The following is a 21,251-nucleotide window of genomic DNA, read 5'->3' as shown; positions in this document are numbered from 1 at the left end:
CTGCGGTCCCGCTAGGTGGTGTGAGACGTGTTGTCGTGCCCACTTTATATAGGCCCCTGAGCGGGCGTCAGAATCGATATCGACGGGAGAAAGTCAGTAGCCCATCCCGAAGCGGCGGTGGCGCAGTTCGGGGGTGACCTGAATCCGGTCGATGTCCTGGCCGGTGCGGTACCAGACAAAGGCCGCTCGCGTGAACAGTTCGCGACACTCGATGCGGACCTCGCGGGGGTTACCGTCGGTCCGTTCGTGGATGTCCTCGATGGCCTCGCGGGTAAAGAGGTCCGGCGCCTGGCCGTTGTAGGGCTCGTCACGGAAGTACGCCAGCGAGCGGGCGATGTATTCGGCGATGTCGTCGGGCGAGAAGGGGTCGATGTGCTCGTAGTAGCGAAGGCGCGAGTCGAGCGTGCCCCGAATCTCGGCGACGCGGCGCTTCCCTTCGGGGGTGCCGGTCAGGAACAGTCGGACGCCGGCGTCGCCGGCCACCTGCAGCGGCGACAGCAGGTCGGCGGTGAGCACCTCTATCTCGTCGACGACAAGCAGCAGCGTCTTCCCGTCTTCTCGCACGCGCCCGACGATCTCGTGGACCGCCTGTTTCGCCTCCGAGGTCGCCCACGGGATGCCGTTCCTGACCTGCGAGTAGCGACCCGGATTGACCGAGTAGCCCGCCGCGTAGGCGGCCTCCAGTATCGTCTGGTACAGCGACCGGGCCGTCGTCTCACGGGGGTTGTCCAGATGTGTCACGACGAAGTCGTCGTGCTTGTCGAGGTCACGCAGGACGATTTCCCGGAAGGCGGATTTCCCGGTTCCGTAGGGACTGACGAGCCCGATATGCTGGTCCTGCAACAGCCACGACGTCACCTGATTCAGCATCTCCGTGTCGTGACGGACGTAGAGCGGTTCGGGCATATGGTCGAGCCCCGCCTCCTCGGTGAAGGGCAGGTCGGTCACGTCCTCCGGGTTCCCGCCCAGCCCCTCACCGAAGGCCAGCAGCCGGCTCTCGACCTCTTCGAGCTGGTCGAGCAAGATTCCCTCGTCCGTCGCGGCCGAGCGGTCCGCTTCCTCGTCGCGGAGCTCTTCCAGCCGGTTCATGACCTCGGTGACGGTCTGGCCACTCTCCGTCTCGGTGGTCCCGCCCTGGCCGTCGGTGTTGTTCGGCACGGTTGTCTTCCGGAGTTATTGACCGCTCGAAGGGTTATATGTTACGCCCAGAACGTGAAAAAACGCCGACGGGACGTTGCACTGTCAGTTCGGCTACGGCAGGCGGCCCAGACCGCGGCCAGCCCGTCGGCTACCCCGTGAACTGGTGGTACTCGATCTCGTTGCGCTTCATCTCGTTGTGCTTGCGTTCGAGGAACGAGTAGACCGAGCCGTGGGGCGCCCCGTCGAGCAGCATCTCGGCGGCCTCCCGCACCGCGTCGACCTGTTCCGGCCCGCCGATGATGGAGAGCGTCGAGCCGTAGATGACGACGGCGGCGCCGGTCAGCTCCTGCATCAGCTCGCGAGTCCGGCCGCCTTCGCCGATGAGCCGTCCCTTCTGGCGCCGGAGGTCGTTCTTGTTCCGGGCAGCCGCCTCGATGTCGATCATCTCGAACATCATCATGTCGTCGTCCAGCAGCGCCAGGGCGTCCTCGGGCTTGAACCCGCGGCCGATAGCCTTCACGATGTCCGGCCCCTTCAGCCCGGTCACGGGGTCGCCGACGGTATCTATCTTGACGGAGCCGTCCTCCGAGTCGATGTCGAGACGCACCTCCGCACGCTCCTCTATCTCGCGCATCGTCTCACCGCCCTCGCCGATCAGCACACCGATCCGGTCCTGCGGTATCTTCACGTGTTTCATAAGTATAGTTGCGCTTACGTGGTTCTGCCTGTTTAAGACTTCGGCGCTAGTATCGTCTGTGTGTGGGTGTGTCTGTGTGGGTACTAATCGAGCGAAAGTCGCCAGACAGTGACCTGCGAACCGGGTTGAGAACAGCCAGAAAGCCCCCGGACGCTCAGGGGCTCCGACTCGCTGCGCTCCTCGCTTCGCTGCGGTGCTTGCGTCGTCTCGCACCCTGAGCGTCCGGCCCCTTTCAGTCCCGCCCGGTCGGCTGTTCCACGGGGCGGGACTGAAAGGGGCGGCCAGTTGCACGAACCCCGACGACGAAAGCACTGGACTGAGCGAACGTAGTGAGCGAAGGAAGCGCGCAGCGAGGCGCGGGAGTGCAACTGGCCGGGGCTTTCTGGCTGTCCTGAACTGCTGTCAGGGTGGTAGCTGTAGATGGGAAGAAGACCCTGCCGGAATCAGTCATCACTAGCACCCACAGCCGACTTCCGCGCCACGTCGCGCCATTTCCCGGTCCAGAAGCGGCCCGTGTTCACCGCCGCCTTCAGGTAGAAGTCCCCGACGAGGGCGACGAAGATGGCGGGCAGTCCCAGGCCGAGGCCGGGCGCAACGGAGAGGCCGACAAGGGGCACGGTGACGACAAAGCCCGCGGGCAGCGCGAGCATCGCGACCGGCAGCCGGAAGCAGTAGCCGCCCAGGATAGTGCCATAGAGCGGCCAGCGGGTGTCGCCGGCGCCCCGGAGGCTCCCACGCATCGTCCGGGAGACGGAGAAGCCGGCGACGAGCAGGCCGAAGACGCGGACGAACTGGGCGGCGAGGCCGGGATAGGCGGTGCCAAAGAGAGAGACGATGGGGCGGGCAAAGGCGACGAGGACGGCGGCGACGGCGAGCTGAACAGCGAGGGCCACTCTGAGCGTCTGCCAGCCGTAGTCGCTCGCCGACTCCTCGTCACCCGAGCCGAGCTGCTGGCCGACGAGCGTCGACGCGGCGGTCGCGTATCCCCACGCGGGCATGAGCGCGAGCAGCATGACGCGGCGGCCGATGGCGTAGGCCGCGAGCGTCGGCGTCCCGAGCACGCCCAGAATAAAGAGGAACGGAAAGCGCGCAAAGCTCTGGAGCAGACGCATCCCCGACAGCGGCAGGGCCACCCGGACAATTTCTCGGAGCAGGCCGAGGTCAAACTGTGGCCCGCGAAGGGGCAACCGGACCGCGTAGCGACCCGAGACGAGCAGTCCGAGGAAGATGGTCGCCGCGAGCGTGTTGGCGACGGCGGTGCCCCAGGCCGCGCCGGCGATACCGAGTTCGGGGAACGGGCCGGGGCCGAAGATGAGGAGCCCATTGAGCGCGACGTTCGTCGGCAGGGTCAGCAGGCGGACGTACATGGGTGTGCGAGTGTCCGCACTGCCGGCGAGCGCCCGCGAGGCGACCATGCTCCAGAACCGCGGGGCCATCGACAGCATCACGATGGAGAGGTAGGTCGCGCCGTAGTCTATCGTCGTCGGGTCGCTCGAGAGCACGCCCACAAGGGCCTCGGGGTAGAGCCACGAGACCAGCGTCAGCGGCGCCGATAGCAGGAGCGCCAGCCACAGCGACTGCTTGACCGCCAGGTCCGCCCGGTCGGGCCGGTCGCCCCCCTGGAGCCGCGAGACGACGCTAATCGTCCCCGAGGAGACCGCAAGGGAGAGTCCGAAACCGACGAAGTAGTACTGAAAGCCCAGTTCCAGGCCGGCGATGGCCGCGTCGCCGAGCGCGATGCCGACCATCAGGAAGTCCGCGAGCCGCAGGAGGATGCGCAGGCCGCCAGTGACCATCACCGGCGCGGCCAGGTCCGTCGCCTCCGTGGCCTTGTTCCGGTCGACGAGGCCGGCGCGGGCCAGCAGCGCCGGGACGGCGCGGACGAGTCGGCGCAAGAGGGTGCCGAGCGAGCGGCGAACCATCTACTCGTGCTGGGGGCGTGACGACCGAGTGGCTTTCGACTCCCCCGCGTGCGGGCGTGGGCGCAGCCGACCTAGGGAATCAGCTGCTCGCCGTCGTCGTCGTACACCGCGATGGCGTCGACCGGACAGACCCGCGCGGCGAACTTCGCGTCGAACTCGGCGTCCTCGGGCACCTCCTGGACGAAGATGTCCTCGTCGGTCTCCTCACCGTCGACGAGGACGGCCTTGCCGGCGTCCTCGTCCCGTTCGAACCCGTCCCACTCCGCGACACACTGGAACATCCCGATGCAGGTGTCCCGGTCGTATTCGATTTTCATACCCGGGTTTCGATGGTGATAGACAAAGGCGTTGTCCTGCGCCAGTCGCGGCAGAACAGCCGCGACTGTGCCCCCCCTCGCCGCGGCAGAACAGCCGCGTACCTCGTCAGTCGGCAAGCCGGTCGAAGGCGGCCACGACCGAGCGACCCAGTATCGCCAGGGCGTTCCGGTCGGCCGAGGCAAAGTCCGTCGAACCGACCCACAGGAGCCCGTAGTCGCCGAGTGGAAACAGGAACACCGACGCGACGCCGTCGGTGAGCCGGTCCGCGTCGACGTCGTAGGACTCGACGGTCCGGACGGAGCCGGCCCGGTAGGCGGCCACCTCGACGCTGTCCGCGGGGAGTCCCCGGCCGTCGGGTGGGAAGTCGACACCGTCGTCGACCCCCGCCGCGGCGAGTTCGAGCAGGGCTCCCGCGACGTCCTCGAAGACGGCGACCGTCGGGTCCGAAAGCAGCGTGACGGCGGCGTCGACGGCCGTCTCGGCGACGGCGGGCCGGGTGTCCGCCGCGGCGAGGTCGCGGACGGCGCCGTTGAGCGCGGCGAGCTGGCGCTCGCGTCGACGTTGCTCGGTCAGGTCCCGAACGACGACCTGGACGGCGTTCCGGCCGTCGTAGACCACCGGCGTCCCGCGGCTCTCGACCTCGCGTATCTCGCCGTCGTCCCGCAGGAGCCGCCAGGCGATCCAGTCGGACTCCTCGCGGCCCTCTAACACCCGATGCATCCGCTCGCGGACGGCGTCGCGGTCGTCGGGGTGGACGTAGGACATGGCCTCGGTGCCGTGGGCCTGCGATTGGTCCTCGAAGCCGAACATCCGGACCATCGTGTCGTTGACGTAGACGATGTCCTCGCCGTAGTGGACCAGGATTGCGTGGGGCGAGGCCTCGACGAGGGTGCGGTAGCGGCCCTCGGACTCTTCGCGGGCCCGCTCGGAGCGGCGGCGGGCGACGGCGTTCTCGACGCGGTTGGCCAGCACGTCGTACTGGTCGCTGGTCGTTCGCTTCTGGAGGTAGTCGGTGACGCCGGCGCTGATGGCCTCGCTGGCTATCTCCTCGCTGCCCCGTCCCGTATAGAGGATGAAGGGGAGCGACGGCTCGCGGTCTTTGACCGCTCGCAACAGCTCCAGACCGTCCATCTCCGGCATCTCGTAGTCGCTGACGACGCAGTCGATGTCCGTCTCCGCGAGGGTATCGAGCGCCGTCGGCCCGTCGGTTGCAAAGGTCACGTCGAAGCTGTCGCGCCGGTCTTCGAGGTGGAGCCCGGTGACCTCCGCGAGGTCGGGCTGGTCGTCGACGAGCAGTATCCGAACCGTCGTGGACGCCGGCGAGTCGGGCCCACCGCCGACGTTGCTATCCATACACCCGCGAGGCCAAGCAAGGATAAAAGCGATTCGGGCAATCGATGACGAGAGTTTAAATCATCGCGGGGCCCAACCACGGACCAATGGACGTTGCGGACCTGCCGGGCGTGCCCGACTGGCTCCCCGACCACCTGCGTGACGACGGCATCGAACAGCTCTACCCGCCACAGGCCGAGGCCGTCGAATCGGGGGTGACCGAGGGACAGAACATCGTCGCGGCCATCCCGACGGCGAGTGGCAAGACACTCGTCGCCGAGCTGGCGATGCTGTCGGCCGTCGCCCGCGGCGGCAAGGCCCTCTATATCGTCCCCCTCAGAGCGCTGGCAAGCGAGAAGCAAGCCGAGTTCGAGCAGTTCGAGCAGTACGGCCACTCTGTCGGGGTCTCGACGGGCAACTACGAGTCCGACGGCGGCTGGCTCGGCGACAAGGACATCGTCGTCGCCACCAGCGAGAAGGTCGACTCGCTCGTTCGAAACGACGCACCGTGGCTGGAGGACCTGACCTGCGTCGTCAGCGACGAGGTGCACCTGGTCGACGACGGCCAGCGCGGCCCGACCCTGGAAGTGACGCTGGCCAAACTCCGCCGGCTCAACCCCGACCTACAGACGGTGGCGCTGTCGGCGACCATCGGCAACGCCGGCGAGCTCGCCGGCTGGCTCGACGCCGAACTCGTCGACTCGGACTGGCGCCCCATCGAGCTCCAGAAGGGAGTCCACTACGGGCAGGCCCTGCATCTGGAGGACGGGAGCCAGCACCGGCTGGCCGTCCAGAACAGCGAGAAGCCCACGGCCGCCATCGTCCGGGACACGCTGCAGGACGACCACGACGAGGACGGCGAGGTCACGGAGGAGGGCGGCTCGACGCTCGTGTTCGTCAACTCCCGGCGCAACGCCGAGGCCGCCGCCGGGCGGCTGGCGAGTACGGTCCGGCCGCACCTGAGCGCCGACGAGAAAGCCCAGTTAGAGGGTATCGCCGCAGAAATCCGTGACGTGAGCGACACGGAGACGAGCGACGACCTGGCCGACGCCGTGAAAGACGGCGCCGCCTTCCACCACGCCGGGCTCGCCCGCGGGCACCGCGAACTCGTCGAACAGGCGTTCCAGGACCGGCTGGTGAAGGTGGTCTGTGCCACGCCGACGCTCGCGGCCGGGGTCAACACCCTCGCGGCGCGTCGTCGTGCGGGACTGGCGCCGCTACGACGGGTCGGCGGGCGGGATGGCCCCCTCTCCGTGCTGGAGGTCCACCAGATGATGGGGCGGGCCGGCCGCCCCGGGCTGGACCCGTACGGCGAGGCCGTCCTCGTCGCCAGCAGCCACGACGAACTGGACGAGCTGTTCGAGCGGTACGTCTGGGCCGACCCCGAGCCCGTGCGCTCGAAACTCGCCGCCGAACCGGCCCTGCGGACGCACATCCTCGCGACCGTCTCCTCGGGGTTTGCCCGCTCTCGCAAAGGACTCCTCGAGTTCCTCGAACAGACGCTGTATGCCAGCCAGACCGACGAGAGCGGCCGTCTGGAGCGTGTGGTCGACGACGTGTTGACGTATCTGGAACGGAACGGCTTCTTGGAAGTAGAGGCCGGTGAACTCGATGCGACCTCGCTCGGTCACACCGTCTCGCGGCTCTACCTGGACCCGATGAGCGCCGCCGAAATCGTCGACGGCCTGGAGTACTGGGCGCGCCACGCGGGCGAGCCCGACGGGAGCGACGAGCCGGACACGCCCGAAGATGCGACGGCCGACGGCGCGTTCAGCACGGCGAGCGAACTGGCCGAGGAGCGCGAAGAAAGCGGCGATATCGACCCCGACGACATCTCGGCGCTCGGGCTCTATCACCTCGTCTCGCGCACCCCCGATATGTACCAGCTCTACCTGCGCTCGGGCGACCGCGAGGAGTACGAGATGGCGCTGTACGAACGCGAAGACGAACTGCTCGGCCCCACCCCCTCGGAGTTCGAGGACGAACGCTTCGAGGACTGGCTCTCGGCGCTCAAAACTGCTCGCCTGCTGGAGGACTGGGCCAGCGAGGTCGACGAGGAGACCATCACCGAGCGCTACGGCGTCGGCCCGGGCGACATCCGCGGGAAGGTCGAGACGGCCCAGTGGCTGCTGGGGGCCGCCGAGTCCCTGGCCGGCGAAGTGGATTCGGACGCCGCCCGCGCCATCAGCGAGGCCCGCATCCGCGTCGAACACGGGGTCCGTGAGGAGCTGGTCGATCTGGCCGGCGTCCGCGGTGTCGGTCGCAAACGCGCCCGCCGGCTGTTCGAGGCCGGCATCGGCGACCGCGCCGAGCTACGGGACGCCGCGAAACCGGTGGTGCTGGCCGCCCTGCGCGGGCGCCGGAAGACCGCCGAGAACGTCCTGGAGAACGCCGGCCACCGGGACCCCTCGATGGAGGGCGTCGAGCCCGACCCCGACGTCGAGGTGAGCGAGGCGTCGCCGCGGGACAGCGAGGAAGACGAAGATAGCGACGTCGGTGAAGACCAGTCCAGCCTGGGGGACTTCTGATGGAGGTCGTCGAGGGCCTGGCCGACATCGACGACGTGGGCGCGTTCGTCGCCGAACTGGACGACATCGGCGACGCCCACGGTGTGACGATACAGGCATTCGACGCTCGCTACGTCGTCGACCGCGCCCACCTTGCGCGGGCCGTCGACCTCGCCGGTCGGGCCCGCGAGCGCGGGGACACCATCGCCGAGGACTTCGGCGTCGAGATACTGCTGTACGCCGCCGGTCGCCGCCAGATAAACCGGGCGCTGGCGATGGGCGTCAGCGATGGCGAGTGTCCGGTCGTGGCGGTCGTCGTTGGACGTGAAACCGACGGGGAGAGTGACGAAGCGGCCGCCGCGGCCGACCTCCGCGACCAGCTTGCCCCCGCCGAGACGCTCGGCGACTACGACGAACGGCTGGTCCGGGACTTCTTCGACGTGAGCGACACCGAACTGGCCGCGACCGAGGGGACGCTGGCCGACGCCGTCCGCGAGCGAGTCGCGCTGCTCGTCGTCGAAAAGTAGCGAGAGTCTGAGCTTGTCGAAGACTCTCGAAGGCGAAGCGGGGAACGAAGTGACCCGCAGAGCAGTGGCGAGGAATCGACCGCAGGGAGATTCCTCGAAGCGAAGCGGTGACCGGAGGGAACCGCAGAGCAGTAGCCCCAGTTCGAGCGACGCCGTTTTGTCCACGCCGTGCCAGTGTCACACATGGTCGGACAGCACGGCGACGGACGGCGCCCAGCCTGGAACACGTGACCGAGCTCACCGAGCCGCTGGAAATCGGCGGCTGCACGCTGCCGAACCGCCTCTATCGCGCGCCGGTCCTTGAGTGTGCGGGCAACGGCGAGGGAGCGGTCGACACCCTCGTCTCCGAACTCAAACCGACCGCCGAGAGCGGTGTCGGCCTCGTCTTCCAGGGTGCGAGCGTCGTCACGCCCGAGGGCGGCTGTGCCGCGCCGAACATGACCCGTGTCCACGACCCCGGCTTCGTCGCCCGGCTGGAACAACTCACCGACGCGATTCATGCACACGAAGGCAAGATATTCCTCCAGCTCGCTCACGGCGGGCTGCGGAGCATGGCGACGTGGCACGCCGGCTATCGGGCACGCAATCCCGACGAGCGACAGCTGGCCGTCTCGCGGTCGCCGTGGCAACTCCGGGTACTCGACCGACTGGGGCTGATTTCGCTGACCCCGCACGTGCTCTCGACAGCGGAAGTGCGGGACCTCGCCGAGCAGTTCGGCCGCGCGGCGGGCTACGCCGTCGACGCCGGCTACGACGGTATCCACCTCTCGGCGGCGAACATGAGCCTCGTCCAGCAGTTCCTCTCGCCGTTCTACAACCGCCGGGACGACGAGTTCGCCGACGGCGTACGATTTCTCGAAGCCGTCCACGACGCCGTCCGCGAGCACGCGGGCGACGTGCCGCTGGTGACCAAGGTGCCAGCCGAGACCGTCGCACCCAGTTTCGTACGAAGGCATATATCGATGGACGAGGCGGTCGACACGGCCAAGCGGCTGGTCGATATCGGCTACGACGCCCTGGTCCCCGTCGAGGTCTCGACGTTCTGGGACATGAGCATCGTCCGTGGGGCCTATCCCGACCGGGCGTGGGCGGCCGCGGAGTTGCAGGACGACTACGCGGCGGCGTTCGGCGGCCGCTGGCGCGCGCGAGCGGTGGCGCTCCTCAACCGCCTGCAGGCCCGCCGGTTCGACCGCGAGCCCGGCTGGAACGCCGCCTTCTGTCGGCGCGTCGGCGACCGCGTCGACGTGCCGGTGTTGCTGGAAGGCGGGCTGCGGACGCGGGCCGACTGCGACCGGTGTCTGAGCGGGGATTCGGGGGACGGAGAACCGGCGGCAGACATGGTCGGGATGGCCCGCCCCTTCTACGCCGAGCCGCGACTCGGTGCCAGACTGCTGGCCGGCGAGGACGCGCTGTGTGCGAGCTGCAACAATTGCACGATTCCGCAGGTGACCGGCGAACCCGGCCGCTGTCGGACGCCGTCAGTCGTCCGGGCGAAAGGGCGACTGGAACGCGATGGTGCCTACGAGAGAAATAACTCCGACGGCGAGTGAGCCAACCGTACGGGCAGTGCTAGCCAGTATGAAGAAAGCCTCATCTGACGCGCGCCCCGACTCCAGCCAATGACTCCCCAGATTGGGTCCGAACGCGTCGAGCTGTCCGTCGACGGCGACGACGTGGACCTCCACTACAAGACCGGCGGCAGCGGGCCGCCACTCGTGTTCCTGCACGGTATCGGACTGGACGCGGCGACGGTGTCGTGGCGGCACGCGCTCCCCGCGCTGGCCCAGGAGCGGACCGTCTACGCGCCGGACCTGCCGGGCCACGGCGAGAGCGACAAACCGGACCGCGCGTACACGACCGACTATTATCTCGAGGCCGTCGAGGCGTTTCTGGACGCCGTCGACGTGGACGAGCCCGCGATAGCGGGCCTCTCGATGGGCGGGGCGCTGGCACTTGGCCACGCACTGGATGGGGGCAGCGTCGAGCGACTGGTGCTGGTCAACAGCTACGGACTGGGCGGGGACGCCTACTGGCGAACGGCCGCGAGCGGGATGTTCCAGACGCCGTTGCTGGGGAACATGGTGTGGCAGGGCGTGAGCACATTGAAACCGGCCATCAGGACCGGGCTGCGGAGCATGGGCGCGACCGAGCCCTCACAGGAGCTCGTCGACGACGTACACAGCGTCGTCGACCGCCAGACCGTGCGGGCGATGCGGCGCTGGCAGCGCAGCGAGTTCCGCCAGCGCGGGTTCCGGACCAACTACGCCGACAGACTGAGCGAGCTGTCGGTGCCGACGCTGTTGATCCACGGGAGCGAAGACCCGCTGTTTCCGCCGGCGTGGTCCCAGCAGGCGGCGACGAAACTGGCCGAGAGCGAACTGAAACTGGTGAAAAACTGCGGTCACAACCCGCCCCGGGAGCGTCCGGAGTGGTTCAACAGCGCGGTGCGGTCGTTCTGTGCGGTCTAGCTGTCCTCGGGCAGGTCGTCGATGAGGACGACGGCCTCGCCGTCGATGACGACCGTGTCGTCTTCCTTGACCCGGGTCGTGAGGCGGTACTGCTCGTCGCCCAGGTCCTCGACGATCTCACACTCGGCGGTGAGGCGGTCGCCGATGCGGACGGGGTTGTGGAACTCCAGGTCCTGGGAGAGATAGATGGTCAGTCCGGGCAGGCGCGCGAGCGCGGCGCTGATGAGACTGCCGACGAGTGTGCCGTGGGCGATGCGGCCGCGGAAGCGTGTCTGCTCGGCGAACTCGTCGTCCAGATGCAACGGGTTCGTGTCGCCGCTGGCGGCGGCGAACTGTCTGACGTCGTTCTCGGAGATGGTCTTGGTGAACTCGATGTGGTCGCCGACGCCCATCTCGCCGGGATGGTCCTCCGAGATAGTTACGTGCCACTCCGGGAGGTCCTCGTCGGGCTCGATGCGCTCTGCGGGCGCCGGGAGCTCGTCGTCGGGGTTGACGCCGAAGGCCGCAAAGGCCGCCCGGTTGGCCGCGACGACGCTGTTGAACATGTGAGAAGAGGTCTCTGTCCACGTATCGAGCAGCGGGTTGCGCAATGATTCAGAACTCATTGATAAATCGTGTTTAGGGGTCGGGCTATTAAACCTTGGTGTTAAATTCCACTCAATAGGCAGGAGACGGCTGCTACCCCCCGTCAACGGCAGTATTGATTTTAGTTAACGCACGCAGCGAGGGCGAGCGGGGCGTTCGGCACCGCTCTCTCGCCGATACCACTCAACACCATTCAATGGTAGCAGATGGTAAATCACGGAAAGTTTTAAGTCGTTGAACGGTGTAGTGGGAGGTACCGATGGCCGATGAGGACGATGGTCTGATGTGGCCCCCGATGTTCAAGGGGATGCAGCAGGCGAGCGAGAACGCGATGGAACAGCAGCAACAGATGATGAAACAGTTGTTCGCGAGCGGCGGCATGCCCAGCTTCGATATGAATCAGCTGGGTGCGATGAGCCAGATGGCGACGTTCAAGACCCGCGTCCAGAGCGGCGGACGAATCAGCATTCCCGACGCGGAGCGAGAGGCGCTCGGCATCGAGGAAGGCGACATCGTCCAGACAGTCGTCCTCCCGGTCACAAACAACACGGAGTAATACACCAATGGTAGACTACACCACCCCCGTCACGACCGCTTTCGAGATGCAGCGCGCGACTATCGAGCAGAGCCAGAAGGCCCTGGAACAGACCGTCAGCTTCCAGCAGAACGTCAACGAGGCGCTCATCGACAGCCTCGACACGCAGGAGTCGGCCCAGCGCCGCAGTGTCGAGCTCTCGAAGACCGCCTTCCACAGCTACCTCGACGCCGTCGAGGCCACCGTCCCCGGCATGGGCGGCACCATCGACGAGCTGCGTGCCACCGTCGACGAGCAGTACGACTTCCTGCTCGAGAACCACGCCGAAGTCTTCGACAACGTCGAGAGCGAGATGCTCGAGGGCGTCGAGGCCTACGACGAGATGACCGAGGACTACGTCGCCGCCGTCGACGAGCAGGTCGGTATGCTCGTCGAGGCCCACGAGGAGCTGGAGTCCCAGTCCGTCGAGGTCGCCGAGCAGTTCGGTGACCAGCTCGAAGAGGTCCAAGAGCAGGTCGAGGAGATTCAGTCGCAGGTCGAAGAAGTGCAGGCCCAGGCCGCCGACGCCGTCGAGGCGTAACTAACCAGCCGTTTTTTGTTCGCGACGACGCGAGCTACTAGTACACCAATGAGCGATACAAACCAGATGCAAGACGAGTGGACGGAGATGGTCGAGGAGATGAACGAAGCGGTCGCAGACTCGATGGAACAGAACATGGAGGCACAGGCCGCCTTCGTCGAGTCGTGGGCCGACGCTGTCGAGGACTCCATCCCCAAAGAAGACGAGATTTCCGAGGGGCTCCAGGGGTACAACCGGGCCTACGAGGAGTGGGTCGACGCCGCCGAACAGATGGTCGAACGGTCGACAGCCGCCGCCCAGGGCGAGGACGTCGACCCAGCCGAGTTCCGCGACATCTGGCTCAAGTCCGCCAACGAGGCGTTCAAGCAGGTGATGGGCACGTCGGCCTTCGCCGCGGCGAACGGCCAGCTCGTCGAGTCGATGATGGAGATGCAACAGGAGGCCGAGGAGCTGAGCCAGGACGCCATCGCCCAGATGGGCTTCCCGACCCAGGAGAACATGGACGAGGTCGCCGAGCGCCTCGTCGAAGTTGAGCGCCGTCAGCACGCGGTCGAGGAGAAGCTCGACCGCATCCTCGAAGAGCTGGAGTAACACAATGTCATCCAACCCCCTCAACCCCTTTGCGGCCGCGCTCGACTTCCAGCGCCAGGCACTGGACTCGATGACCGAAGCCGTCGAGACGTCGTCGGTCGCCGACGAGCGCCTCGACCTGATGGAGTCCGTCGAGGTCGGCCAGACGCCTTCCGAGGTCGTCTACGAGGAGAACAAGCTCGAACTCCTCCACTACGATGCCGAGGCCGCGGGCATCGAGGTCGACGAGGACGAGAAAGAGTCGGTCCCCATCCTCATCGTCTACGCCCTCATCAACCGCCCGTACATCCTCGACCTGCAGGAGGAACGCTCCGTGGTACGGCGCCTGCTCGAAGGCGGCCACGACGTCTACCTCATCGACTGGAACGAGCCATCGCGACTCGACCAGCATCTCACCCTCGACGACTACGTCAACCGCTACATCGACAACTGCGTCGACGTGGTCCGAGACCGCTCCGGCGAGGACGCCATCAACCTGCTCGGCTACTGTATGGGCGGGACGATGTCGGTGATGTACACCGCCCTCCACAAGGAGAAGGTCAACGCGCTGGGGCTGATGGCCGCCGGGCTCTGTTTCGACCAGACCGGCGGCGTCCTCGAAGAGTGGGGCGCCGGCGAGTACTACTCGCCCTCGGACGTGACCGACACCTTCGGCAACGTCCCCGCCGAGATGCTCGACGTGGGCTTTGCGCTGATGGACCCCGTCGAGAACTACGTCTCGAAGTACATCCGGTTCGCCGAGAACATGGAAAACGAGTCGTTCGTCGAGAACTTCGGCCGGATGGAGAAGTGGCTCGGCGACGGCATCGACGTCGCCGGCGAGACCTACGTCCAGTTCCTCGAGGACATCTACCAGGAGAACAAGCTATATAAGAACGAGCTCGAGGTCGGCGACGAGCACGTCGACATCGGGAACATCGACATGCCCGTCCTCCAGCTGATGGGCGAGTACGACCACCTCGTTCCCGCGGCGGCCTCGAAGCCGTTCAACGAGGTCATCCCGAGCGACGACACGGAGATAATGGAGTTCTCGACGGGCCACATCGGCCTCTCGGTCTCCTCGTCGACCCACGCCGAGCTCTGGCCCGACGTGGCCGAGTGGTACAGCGAGCGCAACCACGACGACGAAGTCGACATCGAGGTCGAGTCCCCCGACGAGGCGTCCCAGGCAGCCGTCGAAGAGGTCGCCGACGCCGCCAGCGACGCTGTCGAGGACGCCGAAGCGGACGCCGAAGACACGGCCGACGAGGCAAACTCCCAGGACGCCGTAGACGAGGCCGCTGCCGAAGACGGTGGCGAGCGCTCCTCGGACGTCGACACCGTCTCCGGCATCGGCCCGACCTACGCCGACCGCCTCCACGACGCCGGCGTCGAGACAGTCGAGGAACTGGCAGCACACGACGCCGCGGAGCTGGCCGAAATCACCAACGCGTCGCCGTCGCAGGCCCAGGACTGGCTCGACCAGCTCTGAGAAACGGTCTCTTTTCTATCTCCCGGGTGGTAGCCGGGACATGCGCGTTGCCGTTATCGGCGGCTCGACAGTTACAGACAGGGAGTACGAACAGGCCCGCGACGTGGGTCGGGTACTCGGCGAGCACGGCCACGAAGTCGTCTGTGGCGGCCTCGGCGGCGTGATGGAAGCGGTCTGTGCCGGCGCCCGCGAGACGGGCGGCCACACCATCGGTATCCTGCCAAACGAGGACCGCGCCACCGCAAACGAGTACGTCGAGACCGCTGTCGCGACGGGGATTGGCAACGCCCGGAACGTCCTCGTGGTGATGAACGGCGAGGCAGTTATTGCCGTCGACGGCAGTAGCGGGACGCTCTCGGAGATCGGGCACGCACTCGACATGGACCGTCCGGTTGCCGGCATCGGAACACATTCCCTCGAAGGTATCGAACACGTCGAGAGCGCCGAGGCCGCCGTAGAGTACGTCGAATCCGCATCAGCGGTCCAGTAGCCGGCGGAGGACGACAGCGACCGCCAGAAAACCCAGCCCGACGAGGCGAACCCGGCGCTTCGCACCCGGTTTCGGGTCGAACTCGACCCGCAGGACCCACCGGTACGCCAGCCCACCGAGCCACAGGAGCAAGCCAGGGAGGGCGAGGTGGACGAGGCCGGCAAACGCGCTGGCGACCCACAGCACCGTTCGCTCGGTGTCGGAGAGCTTCATCTGTCGAGCCAGTCGAGGAAAGTCCCTTCGAGCAGGGTCTGTTCTTGCTGACTGATGTAGGCGTTCTGCATTCCCCAGATAGCCTCGGCCAGCGGGACGTTCTCCTCGACGCGCTTGCGGACGTAGTCGTGTTTCCAGCGGGCCGGCGTCATCCGGCGGTCGACCCGCTCGCGCAGCGGTCGGAGATACTCGTGGGCGGCCTCCGTCGAGAGCCCGCGCTGTTCGAGTCCCTCGCGGGCGTGTTCGAACAGCTCGCCGTATATCTCGTCGGTCGCCGTCGTCGTCGCACCGTCGGCGGTGACCCACTCGATGTCGGCCTCGAGCCCGTCGCGGGTGGCCGCGTAGAAGTTCGCCTTCGCCGTCTCCCAGTCCTGTGACTGAATCGGGTGTTCGAAGCGGACCAGGCTCTCCATCAGCCCGGCCACGAGCGCCTCGAAGGCGATGGCGTCGTCGACGGTCGGCTGGGCGGGCAGCGGGCGGAACTCGATGCGGGCGTTGGCGGCCGACCGAGTGGGGCCCTCGAAGACTGGGCGGACCCACCGCCAGTACGAGCCGTGTTTGTGCCGGAAGTGGACGAAGTCGTCGTCGAAGCGGGTGCCCGACTGGAGCTGTCGGGGGACGATGGTGTCGTCCTCGACGATGTCGTCGATGGCGTCCTCGACGCTGTCGAAGTCGGGCGGGAAACACACCTTCGGCGGCGTCGAATCGCCCTCGGGCGGGTTCAGCACGGACTCGAAGACGCCGATTCGGTTCTCCATGTGCGCGTCGGCGACGATCTCCTCGTCTGGCGCGTCGTCGTAGAGGTCCGGCGGGAAAAAGGGCGAGTTGACCCCCAGCGCCAGCACCGGCGCGGCGATGCGCAGCGCGTAGCTGAAGTATTCGGGGAGGTCGGGAGCGTGTGGAATCTGGTAGTGGGGCTGGATGGAGGTGATGAGCGCCTCGGGCATCACCGTCTCGGCCTGCAGGGAGACGTGCGGGGCGTCGAGTTCGAACGCCGACGGGTAGTCGGTGTTGGCCATCGTGTGGTACCGCACCGCGTCAGTCATGTTCGTCCCGATGCGCACTCCTCCCTCCTCGACGCAGTCACAGAGGTAGTCCCGAGCGGTCTCGCCGTTGGGCGGGACCGTCCACATCCCGTCCGAGACCAGCCGGATCCCCTCGCTGCGAACCCGCTGCTGGGCCGGTAACAGCGACGCCTTCAGCTCGTCGCGCTGGGCGGCCAGCCCGTGGGAGTTCAGCGGCTGCGGGCTGGTCTGCATCTCCGCGTTGTGCAGTCCCAGCTCCTTCTCGAAGCCGATGAGCTCCAGCAGTTGGCGTGGCATCCGACGAAGAGCATCGGTCTGGTCGTCGACGGCGTACAGCTCAAGCTCCATCCCGACGATGGCCTCGGTGTTGTCGAAGGTCCCAGAGCGAATCTCCTCTTTGAGCTGTGTCGCCTCTTCGCGTGCCCGTTCGTGGAACGCCGCCCCGTCCACGTCGAGGGCCCGACCCACCGCCGCCGCCAGTTCGGATGCCGACATATCCCCGGGTTCTCGGTCAGAGGTAAAAAGCGTGGTCCAGCAGACAGCGTTACAGAGCGACTAGCATAACCGAGATCGTGTTCACACGGAGATTGACAGCAGCTCGCCGACGTCGCCCACCAGCGATGTAGCCGAGAGTTCGTTCACACGAAGATTCACAGCAGCTCGCCGACGTCACTGCGCGCCTCTCCCAGCGGGTCCTCGTCTTCGGTCACGAGGGCGCCCTCCACGGCGTCGCGGGCCTCCGGCAGCGGATCCGTGCTCTCGACGTAGGCCGCAAGCGCGAACGTTCGCTCGCCGACGCCGGCGAGTGCCATCGCGTCGCTGCGGGAGAGCCGGCCGTCGAGCCAGTCGCTGACGACCTCGCGCCCGGTCGGACCGACCGGGGAGACCTGCTCGCCCAGCAAGTGAAGCGTCTTGGCGGCCGTGACCGGCGGCAGGTCGGCAACGTGGCCGCAATCGTCGACCGCACGGCCGCCCGCGTACGCGTCGACGACGGTCGCCGCTGCGTCGGGGTCACAGGGAAGGTCGGCGGCGAAGGGGGCCAGTCGCTCGGCGAGTGAGCCGTCGGTGTCGTCGACGGCCGCGACGCCGCGCTCGCGCTGGCGGTCAGTCACCTCGATGCCGGCGGCGATGTCGGCAAGACCCATTGGTTCCGTGTTCGGCGCCTCCGAATTTAAGGTTGGGGTTCTCGCAGGTGCGTCGTCGGGAGTGTGGAGTTCTTACCTACCGGTAACCGGTAGGTTAAAATTCGCCAGAACTGCCACAGAGCCGCGCTCCCACCAGTTTTTTAACCTGCCTGGCGGCCGTAGCTCCGAGTATGTCTACGACAACCGCTGGTTGTCCAGAGTGCGACGGGTCGCTGAAACAGGACGGCTGTGAGACCGTCTGTGCCCACTGCGGGCTGGTCGTCGGCGAGGACAGCATCGACCGGGGGCCCGAGTGGCGCAGCTTCGAGGACGACGAGACCGACAGCGCACGGACCGGTGCGCCGCTGACCCGGTCCCGTCACGACCGCGGGCTCTCGACGGAGATCGGTCGGTCGACGCGGCTCAAGGGACGCAAGCGTCGACAGATGGCGCGCCTGCGCCGCCAGCACCGCCGGGCCCAGGTCAGCTCCAAGCGCGAGCGCAACCAAGTGTACGCCTTCACGGAGATACGCCGTATCGTCGGGTCGCTTGGCCTGTCGGCGGCCATCCGCGACCGGGCCTGCGTGCTCTTCGAGTCGGCCCAGAAAGAGGACCTGCTCCAGGGGCGCTCGCTTGAGGGCTTTGCCGCGGCGACGGTGTATGCCACCTGCCGGACCGAGGGGGTCGCACGGACCGTAGAGGAGCTGTGTCGGGCCGCTCGCGCGAACCCGAACGAGCTTCGGGCGGCCTACGACGCCCTGAACCGCGAGCTGGGCTTGCCGACCGGACCCATCGACCCGCGTGAGTACGTCCCGCGCTTTGCGACCGAACTGGAGCTGCCAGAGGAAATCCGGAACCGAGCAGAGCAACTCGTCGACGAGGCCCGCAAACGGGGTATCATCGGCGGCCGCAACCCCGCGGGCGTCGCCGCGGCCTGTCTCTACACTGCGGCACAGGAACGGGACGTCGAACTCACGCAGGCCGAGGCCGCCGACGTGGCCGACGTGACGCCGGTGACGCTGCGGAGCACTTACACGGAGCTACAGGAATAGACGGCGGCCGCGAGATTCTCGAAGGCCGTCGCCGCCGGGGAGTCGGGCGCGGTCCGGTCGACGGGGGAGCCGTGGCGCTGGGCCGTCGCCAGCGCGTCGCTGTCCGGAACCGTAACCACGGGGGCGCCGAACCGGTCGGCGACGGTGGCAGTCGACGGGTCTGACCGGACCCGGTTGAGGACTACCCGACAGAGCCCGGCGTCCAGTTCTCTGGCGAGTTCACGCACCCGGAGTGCATCGGCCAGCGCGGCGGTCGAGTCGGTCGTCACCAGCACCGCCGCGTCGGCGACCGCGAGCGGGAGGCCCACGTCGGCGCGCAGCCCGGCGGGCGAGTCCACGACGACCCAGCGGTGGGTGCGGTCGAGCGTTTCCAGCGTGTCGGCCAGCAGGGTCGGGTCGACCGCGCGGGCGCCGGCGAGGGTCCGGCCACAGGGGACCATCGTCACCGGGCCGTCTTCGCGGACGGCCTCCGCAGGCGTCGCCCGCCCCGCCAGCACGTCGTGGAGGTCCGGGCCGTGACCCGCCGGCAAGTCGGCCATGGCGAGGTCGCCGTCGACGACGACGCCGTCGAGCTGGGCCGCGAGGTTGTACGCGACCGTCGACTTACCGACGCCGCCTTTCCCCCGGTGACGGTCAGAATCATGCGAGCGCAGCCAGCGTCTCGACCGGTATCGTCGCTCCCGCACGCCGGTCGGCGAGCCGGCGCGCCCGCCGGGCGAGGTGTCTGAGCTGTGCCTCGTCCCCGGCGTCGGCGAGCGTCCGGACCCCGTCGAGGCCACCGGCCTCGTGGACCGCCTTCGTCGCCTCGGGGAGGGTCTCGGCGGCCGCGAGCGCCTCGGCGGTGTCGGTCCGTCGTTCCATGGCCGCCATCCAGGGACCGATTTCCGGCGGGAGCCCTGTGATATGGTCGCCCTTGCCGTCGCTGTCGGGCGAGCCGGCCCCGCGGTCGCCAGCAGGGCCGTCGTCGCCCGCGGCGCGAGTCGCTGCCGTAGTCGGCGACGTCGCATTGTCCGCTGGGGGCTGTGGACCGCTGTCCTCGCCGGGCGCTGTGGGCTCCGGAAACGACGGCGACGGGTCGGCGGTCGGTACGGCGTCGGCCGGCGGCGACGGGTCGCCCAGCTCGCGGACCACCTCGGCGGGACTGGTCGAGGGCGTCTCCCCGGTGTCTGCTTCCGGGACTGCGACGGCGTCGGCGAGTTCGGCCGGCGGCGCTCGGGTCGGGCGGGCGTCGCGTACCCCAGCGCGTGCGAACCCGGCGTGAGGATGCCCGAGAACCCGCTCACCGTCCAGCCGGCCTCTGGGAGCCCCTCGCTGCGCGGGGGCCACACCGGGCCGTCGAGGCAGTTCCGAACGGTCACCCGCGTGGGCTCGGCGATATCCCGCAGGCGGACGGTGACCAGCGTCACTCCGTCGTGGCGGCTGGCCGAACAGTCGAACGTAACCATGGGGTGTGGTGGTCCCGGGTTCGGATTTAAACCTCAGCACCGGACGACCGGCGCGTCGAGCCAGTCGGCCGCGGCCGCCGGGGACCGGAAGCGGTCGGTCTCCAGGACGACCGGCGCGTCGGTCCGAGCGAGCCGCAGCGTCGCCAGCGCGGCCGGGACCGGCGGCGCGTCGAACGGGTCGTCAGGTCGCTCCTCCGGCGTCGACCCGGGGACGGCCGCGAGGGCAGCCACAAAGTCGTCGGCGACCGCGTCGACGAGTTCGCGGCGGGCGTCGCGCCGGCAATTGGCCAGCCGGTCAGCCAGCCGGCGACGCCTGGCCTGTCGGTCCCGGTACTCCCGAGCGCGCTCGCGTCGCTGCTGTCGGCTCTGCTGGGCGGCGGCGCGTTCGGTCTCCCGCTTTGCGAGTGTCCGGGTGGTCTCGCGCACCTGTGCCCGTATCTCGGCCGTCTCGGCCCCCAGCCGCTCGCGGGCTTCGAGCCGGCCACGGGCCGTTGCGGCCGACTCCCGCAGCTCGGCGACGGTGGCGTCGTCGACCGACTCGCGAGCGCTCGGGAGGGTGGGTTCGGCCCCGTCGAGGTCGGCAAGTCGCTCGCGCAACTCGGCGATGGTGTCGTCGTGGTCCGTCTCGTGGCCCATAGAGCGGGCGGCGGCGGCCAGCGCCGTCTTCGTCCGGAGCCCCATCGACGGGTGGACGCGCCCGCAGTAGTCGTACACCGGCCCCGGCGCCGGGGCGTCGACAGCCGGCAGGGGCCGGGCCCCTCGAATCGCCGCGGCAACGGTGGCGCCGTCGACCGACCGACACCGCAAATCGACGACGCGGCCCTCGTAGGTCGTCCCGCAGACGCGGAGTTTCACAGCTCCTCACCCCGTAGCTGGTCGGCCCCGGGAAGGTCCCGCCCGCTGGCGAACTGTCGGTACGGTATCGAGGCGGTCTCCCGAGCTTCGTAGGCCCGTGCGGCCTCGCGAACGCGGTCGGGGACGTCCTCGGGCTCGAACGGGCGAACCCGCTCTATCTGGACGTCGAGGCCGTGTTTCTCGCGGAGCCTGAGCGCCTGGAACGCGCCGAACTCCGTCGCCGAGAGCAGCGCCGCCCGGCCGAACTGCCGGACGACCGTATCCTCGTGGGCTCGACAGACGTTCCGCAGGTCGCGCCGCGCCGCCCGCGTGTAGGTGACGACCAGTAGCACGTGGATAGATAACCTACTGAAGATTCTAAAATTTATGTTATT

At 68.0% G+C, this 21,251-nt stretch carries 23 protein-coding genes and 1 pseudogene; 10 read left to right on the top strand and 14 right to left on the bottom strand.

The features are described 5' to 3' along the window. Positions 1-93: 93 nt before the first annotated feature. The 5 genes from P1K32_RS08590 to P1K32_RS08570 all read right to left on the bottom strand — a co-directional run bounded on the left by P1K32_RS08590 (position 94) and on the right by P1K32_RS08570 (position 5,430). Entirely contained in the window at positions 94-1,089 is a 996-nt protein-coding gene (locus tag P1K32_RS08590; RefSeq protein WP_349682135.1) for an ATP-binding protein, read from the bottom strand. A 199-nt stretch (positions 1,090-1,288) separates the two neighbouring features. Next, positions 1,289-1,837, bottom strand: a complete 549-nt coding sequence (locus tag P1K32_RS08585; protein ID WP_276249328.1) for a KH domain-containing protein — start codon at positions 1,835-1,837, stop codon at positions 1,289-1,291. A 443-nt stretch (positions 1,838-2,280) separates the two neighbouring features. Continuing rightward, positions 2,281-3,759: an MATE family efflux transporter gene (locus tag P1K32_RS08580; protein WP_276249327.1), complete on the bottom strand. Its 1,479-nt coding sequence runs from the start codon at positions 3,757-3,759 to the stop codon at positions 2,281-2,283. A 71-nt stretch (positions 3,760-3,830) separates the two neighbouring features. Beyond that, positions 3,831-4,076: a ferredoxin gene (locus P1K32_RS08575; protein ID WP_220588413.1), complete on the bottom strand. Its 246-nt coding sequence runs from the start codon at positions 4,074-4,076 to the stop codon at positions 3,831-3,833. A gap of 106 nt (positions 4,077-4,182) precedes the next feature. Next, positions 4,183-5,430 carry a response regulator gene (locus tag P1K32_RS08570; protein WP_276249326.1) on the bottom strand — a complete coding sequence of 416 codons (1,248 nt, stop codon included), beginning with the start codon at positions 5,428-5,430 and terminating at the stop codon, positions 4,183-4,185. Positions 5,431-5,516: 86 nt separating this feature from the next. Between P1K32_RS08570 and P1K32_RS08565 the strand changes: the two genes are divergently transcribed. The 4 genes from P1K32_RS08565 (at position 5,517) to P1K32_RS08550 (ending at position 10,911) form a co-directional block, all read left to right on the top strand. Continuing rightward, positions 5,517-7,937, top strand: a complete 2,421-nt coding sequence (locus P1K32_RS08565; protein WP_276249325.1) for an ATP-dependent DNA helicase — start codon at positions 5,517-5,519, stop codon at positions 7,935-7,937. Next, the gene (gene cgi121, locus P1K32_RS08560) at positions 7,937-8,443 is read left to right on the top strand and encodes a KEOPS complex subunit Cgi121 (protein ID WP_276249324.1); all 507 of its coding nucleotides are present in this window, start codon (positions 7,937-7,939) and stop codon (positions 8,441-8,443) included. The genes P1K32_RS08565 and cgi121 overlap by 1 nt, the downstream gene beginning before the upstream one ends. 227 nt (positions 8,444-8,670) lie before the next feature. Next, on the top strand, positions 8,671-9,993 hold the full coding sequence (locus P1K32_RS08555; protein ID WP_276249323.1) for an oxidoreductase: 1,323 nt from the start codon (positions 8,671-8,673) through the stop codon (positions 9,991-9,993). Positions 9,994-10,062: 69 nt separating this feature from the next. After that, a complete protein-coding gene (locus P1K32_RS08550; RefSeq protein ID WP_276249322.1) occupies positions 10,063-10,911 on the top strand; it encodes an alpha/beta fold hydrolase in 849 nt (282 codons plus the stop codon). Here P1K32_RS08550 and P1K32_RS08545 read toward each other — a convergent pair. Then, positions 10,908-11,456 carry a MaoC family dehydratase gene (locus P1K32_RS08545; RefSeq protein ID WP_276252180.1) on the bottom strand — a complete coding sequence of 183 codons (549 nt, stop codon included), beginning with the start codon at positions 11,454-11,456 and terminating at the stop codon, positions 10,908-10,910. The genes P1K32_RS08550 and P1K32_RS08545 overlap by 4 nt on opposite strands. A gap of 299 nt (positions 11,457-11,755) precedes the next feature. Here P1K32_RS08545 and P1K32_RS08540 point away from each other — a divergent pair, with 299 nt between their 5' ends. From P1K32_RS08540 to P1K32_RS08520, 5 genes are read left to right on the top strand one after another with little or no spacing between them, the layout of a single operon-like run. Then, complete coding sequence (locus tag P1K32_RS08540) at positions 11,756-12,052, top strand: AbrB/MazE/SpoVT family DNA-binding domain-containing protein (RefSeq protein ID WP_220588406.1); 297 nt, start codon at positions 11,756-11,758, stop codon at positions 12,050-12,052. A gap of 7 nt (positions 12,053-12,059) precedes the next feature. Further along, positions 12,060-12,611 carry a hypothetical protein gene (locus P1K32_RS08535; protein WP_276249321.1) on the top strand — a complete coding sequence of 184 codons (552 nt, stop codon included), beginning with the start codon at positions 12,060-12,062 and terminating at the stop codon, positions 12,609-12,611. Between the two features lie 48 nt (positions 12,612-12,659). Next, positions 12,660-13,202 carry a poly(R)-hydroxyalkanoic acid synthase subunit PhaE gene (locus P1K32_RS08530; RefSeq protein ID WP_276249320.1) on the top strand — a complete coding sequence of 181 codons (543 nt, stop codon included), beginning with the start codon at positions 12,660-12,662 and terminating at the stop codon, positions 13,200-13,202. A 4-nt stretch (positions 13,203-13,206) separates the two neighbouring features. Further along, positions 13,207-14,673 carry a class III poly(R)-hydroxyalkanoic acid synthase subunit PhaC gene (gene phaC / locus P1K32_RS08525; RefSeq protein WP_276249319.1) on the top strand — a complete coding sequence of 489 codons (1,467 nt, stop codon included), beginning with the start codon at positions 13,207-13,209 and terminating at the stop codon, positions 14,671-14,673. Between the two features lie 40 nt (positions 14,674-14,713). Then, positions 14,714-15,163 carry a TIGR00725 family protein gene (locus P1K32_RS08520; RefSeq protein ID WP_276249318.1) on the top strand — a complete coding sequence of 150 codons (450 nt, stop codon included), beginning with the start codon at positions 14,714-14,716 and terminating at the stop codon, positions 15,161-15,163. Here P1K32_RS08520 and P1K32_RS08515 read toward each other — a convergent pair. The 3 genes from P1K32_RS08515 to P1K32_RS08505 form a co-directional block, all read right to left on the bottom strand. Beyond that, the gene (locus tag P1K32_RS08515; protein WP_276249317.1) at positions 15,149-15,376 is read right to left on the bottom strand and encodes a hypothetical protein; all 228 of its coding nucleotides are present in this window, start codon (positions 15,374-15,376) and stop codon (positions 15,149-15,151) included. The two genes, P1K32_RS08520 and P1K32_RS08515, sit on opposite strands and share 15 nt — an antisense overlap. Further along, on the bottom strand, positions 15,373-16,896 hold the full coding sequence (locus tag P1K32_RS08510; RefSeq protein ID WP_276249316.1) for a glutamate-cysteine ligase family protein: 1,524 nt from the start codon (positions 16,894-16,896) through the stop codon (positions 15,373-15,375). The genes P1K32_RS08515 and P1K32_RS08510 overlap by 4 nt, the downstream gene beginning before the upstream one ends. A 155-nt stretch (positions 16,897-17,051) precedes the next feature. Continuing rightward, positions 17,052-17,546 (bottom strand): DUF7858 family protein, encoded by a 495-nt coding sequence (locus tag P1K32_RS08505; protein ID WP_276249315.1) that lies wholly within the window; start codon positions 17,544-17,546, stop codon positions 17,052-17,054. Positions 17,547-17,716: 170 nt separating this feature from the next. Between P1K32_RS08505 and P1K32_RS08500 the strand changes: the two genes are divergently transcribed. Next, the gene (locus P1K32_RS08500; RefSeq protein ID WP_276249314.1) at positions 17,717-18,577 is read left to right on the top strand and encodes a transcription initiation factor IIB; all 861 of its coding nucleotides are present in this window, start codon (positions 17,717-17,719) and stop codon (positions 18,575-18,577) included. Here the strand turns inward: P1K32_RS08500 and P1K32_RS08495 are convergent. The 5 genes and pseudogenes from P1K32_RS08495 to P1K32_RS08480 all read right to left on the bottom strand — a co-directional run bounded on the left by P1K32_RS08495 (position 18,556) and on the right by P1K32_RS08480 (position 21,209). After that, the gene (locus P1K32_RS08495; RefSeq protein WP_379691016.1) at positions 18,556-19,263 is read right to left on the bottom strand and encodes a MinD/ParA family ATP-binding protein; all 708 of its coding nucleotides are present in this window, start codon (positions 19,261-19,263) and stop codon (positions 18,556-18,558) included. The two genes, P1K32_RS08500 and P1K32_RS08495, sit on opposite strands and share 22 nt — an antisense overlap. Further along, positions 19,217-19,438, bottom strand: a complete 222-nt coding sequence (locus P1K32_RS17875; RefSeq protein ID WP_473092380.1) for a DUF8080 domain-containing protein — start codon at positions 19,436-19,438, stop codon at positions 19,217-19,219. The genes P1K32_RS08495 and P1K32_RS17875 overlap by 47 nt, the downstream gene beginning before the upstream one ends. A 371-nt stretch (positions 19,439-19,809) precedes the next feature. After that, a pseudogene (locus tag P1K32_RS17870) lies at positions 19,810-20,022 on the bottom strand (DUF7857 domain-containing protein); the annotation flags it as partial. A gap of 33 nt (positions 20,023-20,055) precedes the next feature. Beyond that, positions 20,056-20,877, bottom strand: a complete 822-nt coding sequence (locus P1K32_RS08485; RefSeq protein WP_276249312.1) for a DUF7856 family protein — start codon at positions 20,875-20,877, stop codon at positions 20,056-20,058. Beyond that, positions 20,874-21,209, bottom strand: coding sequence for a DUF7855 family protein (locus P1K32_RS08480; protein ID WP_276249311.1), 336 nt, complete (start codon positions 21,207-21,209; stop codon positions 20,874-20,876). The genes P1K32_RS08485 and P1K32_RS08480 overlap by 4 nt, the downstream gene beginning before the upstream one ends. Positions 21,210-21,251 lie beyond the last annotated feature (42 nt).

The sequence above is a fragment of the Haloarcula rara genome, from assembly GCF_029338235.1.
GTDB classification, from domain to species: Archaea; Halobacteriota; Halobacteria; order Halobacteriales; family Haloarculaceae; genus Haloarcula; species Haloarcula rara.
This window is presented reverse-complemented; position numbering and strand designations above follow the sequence as displayed.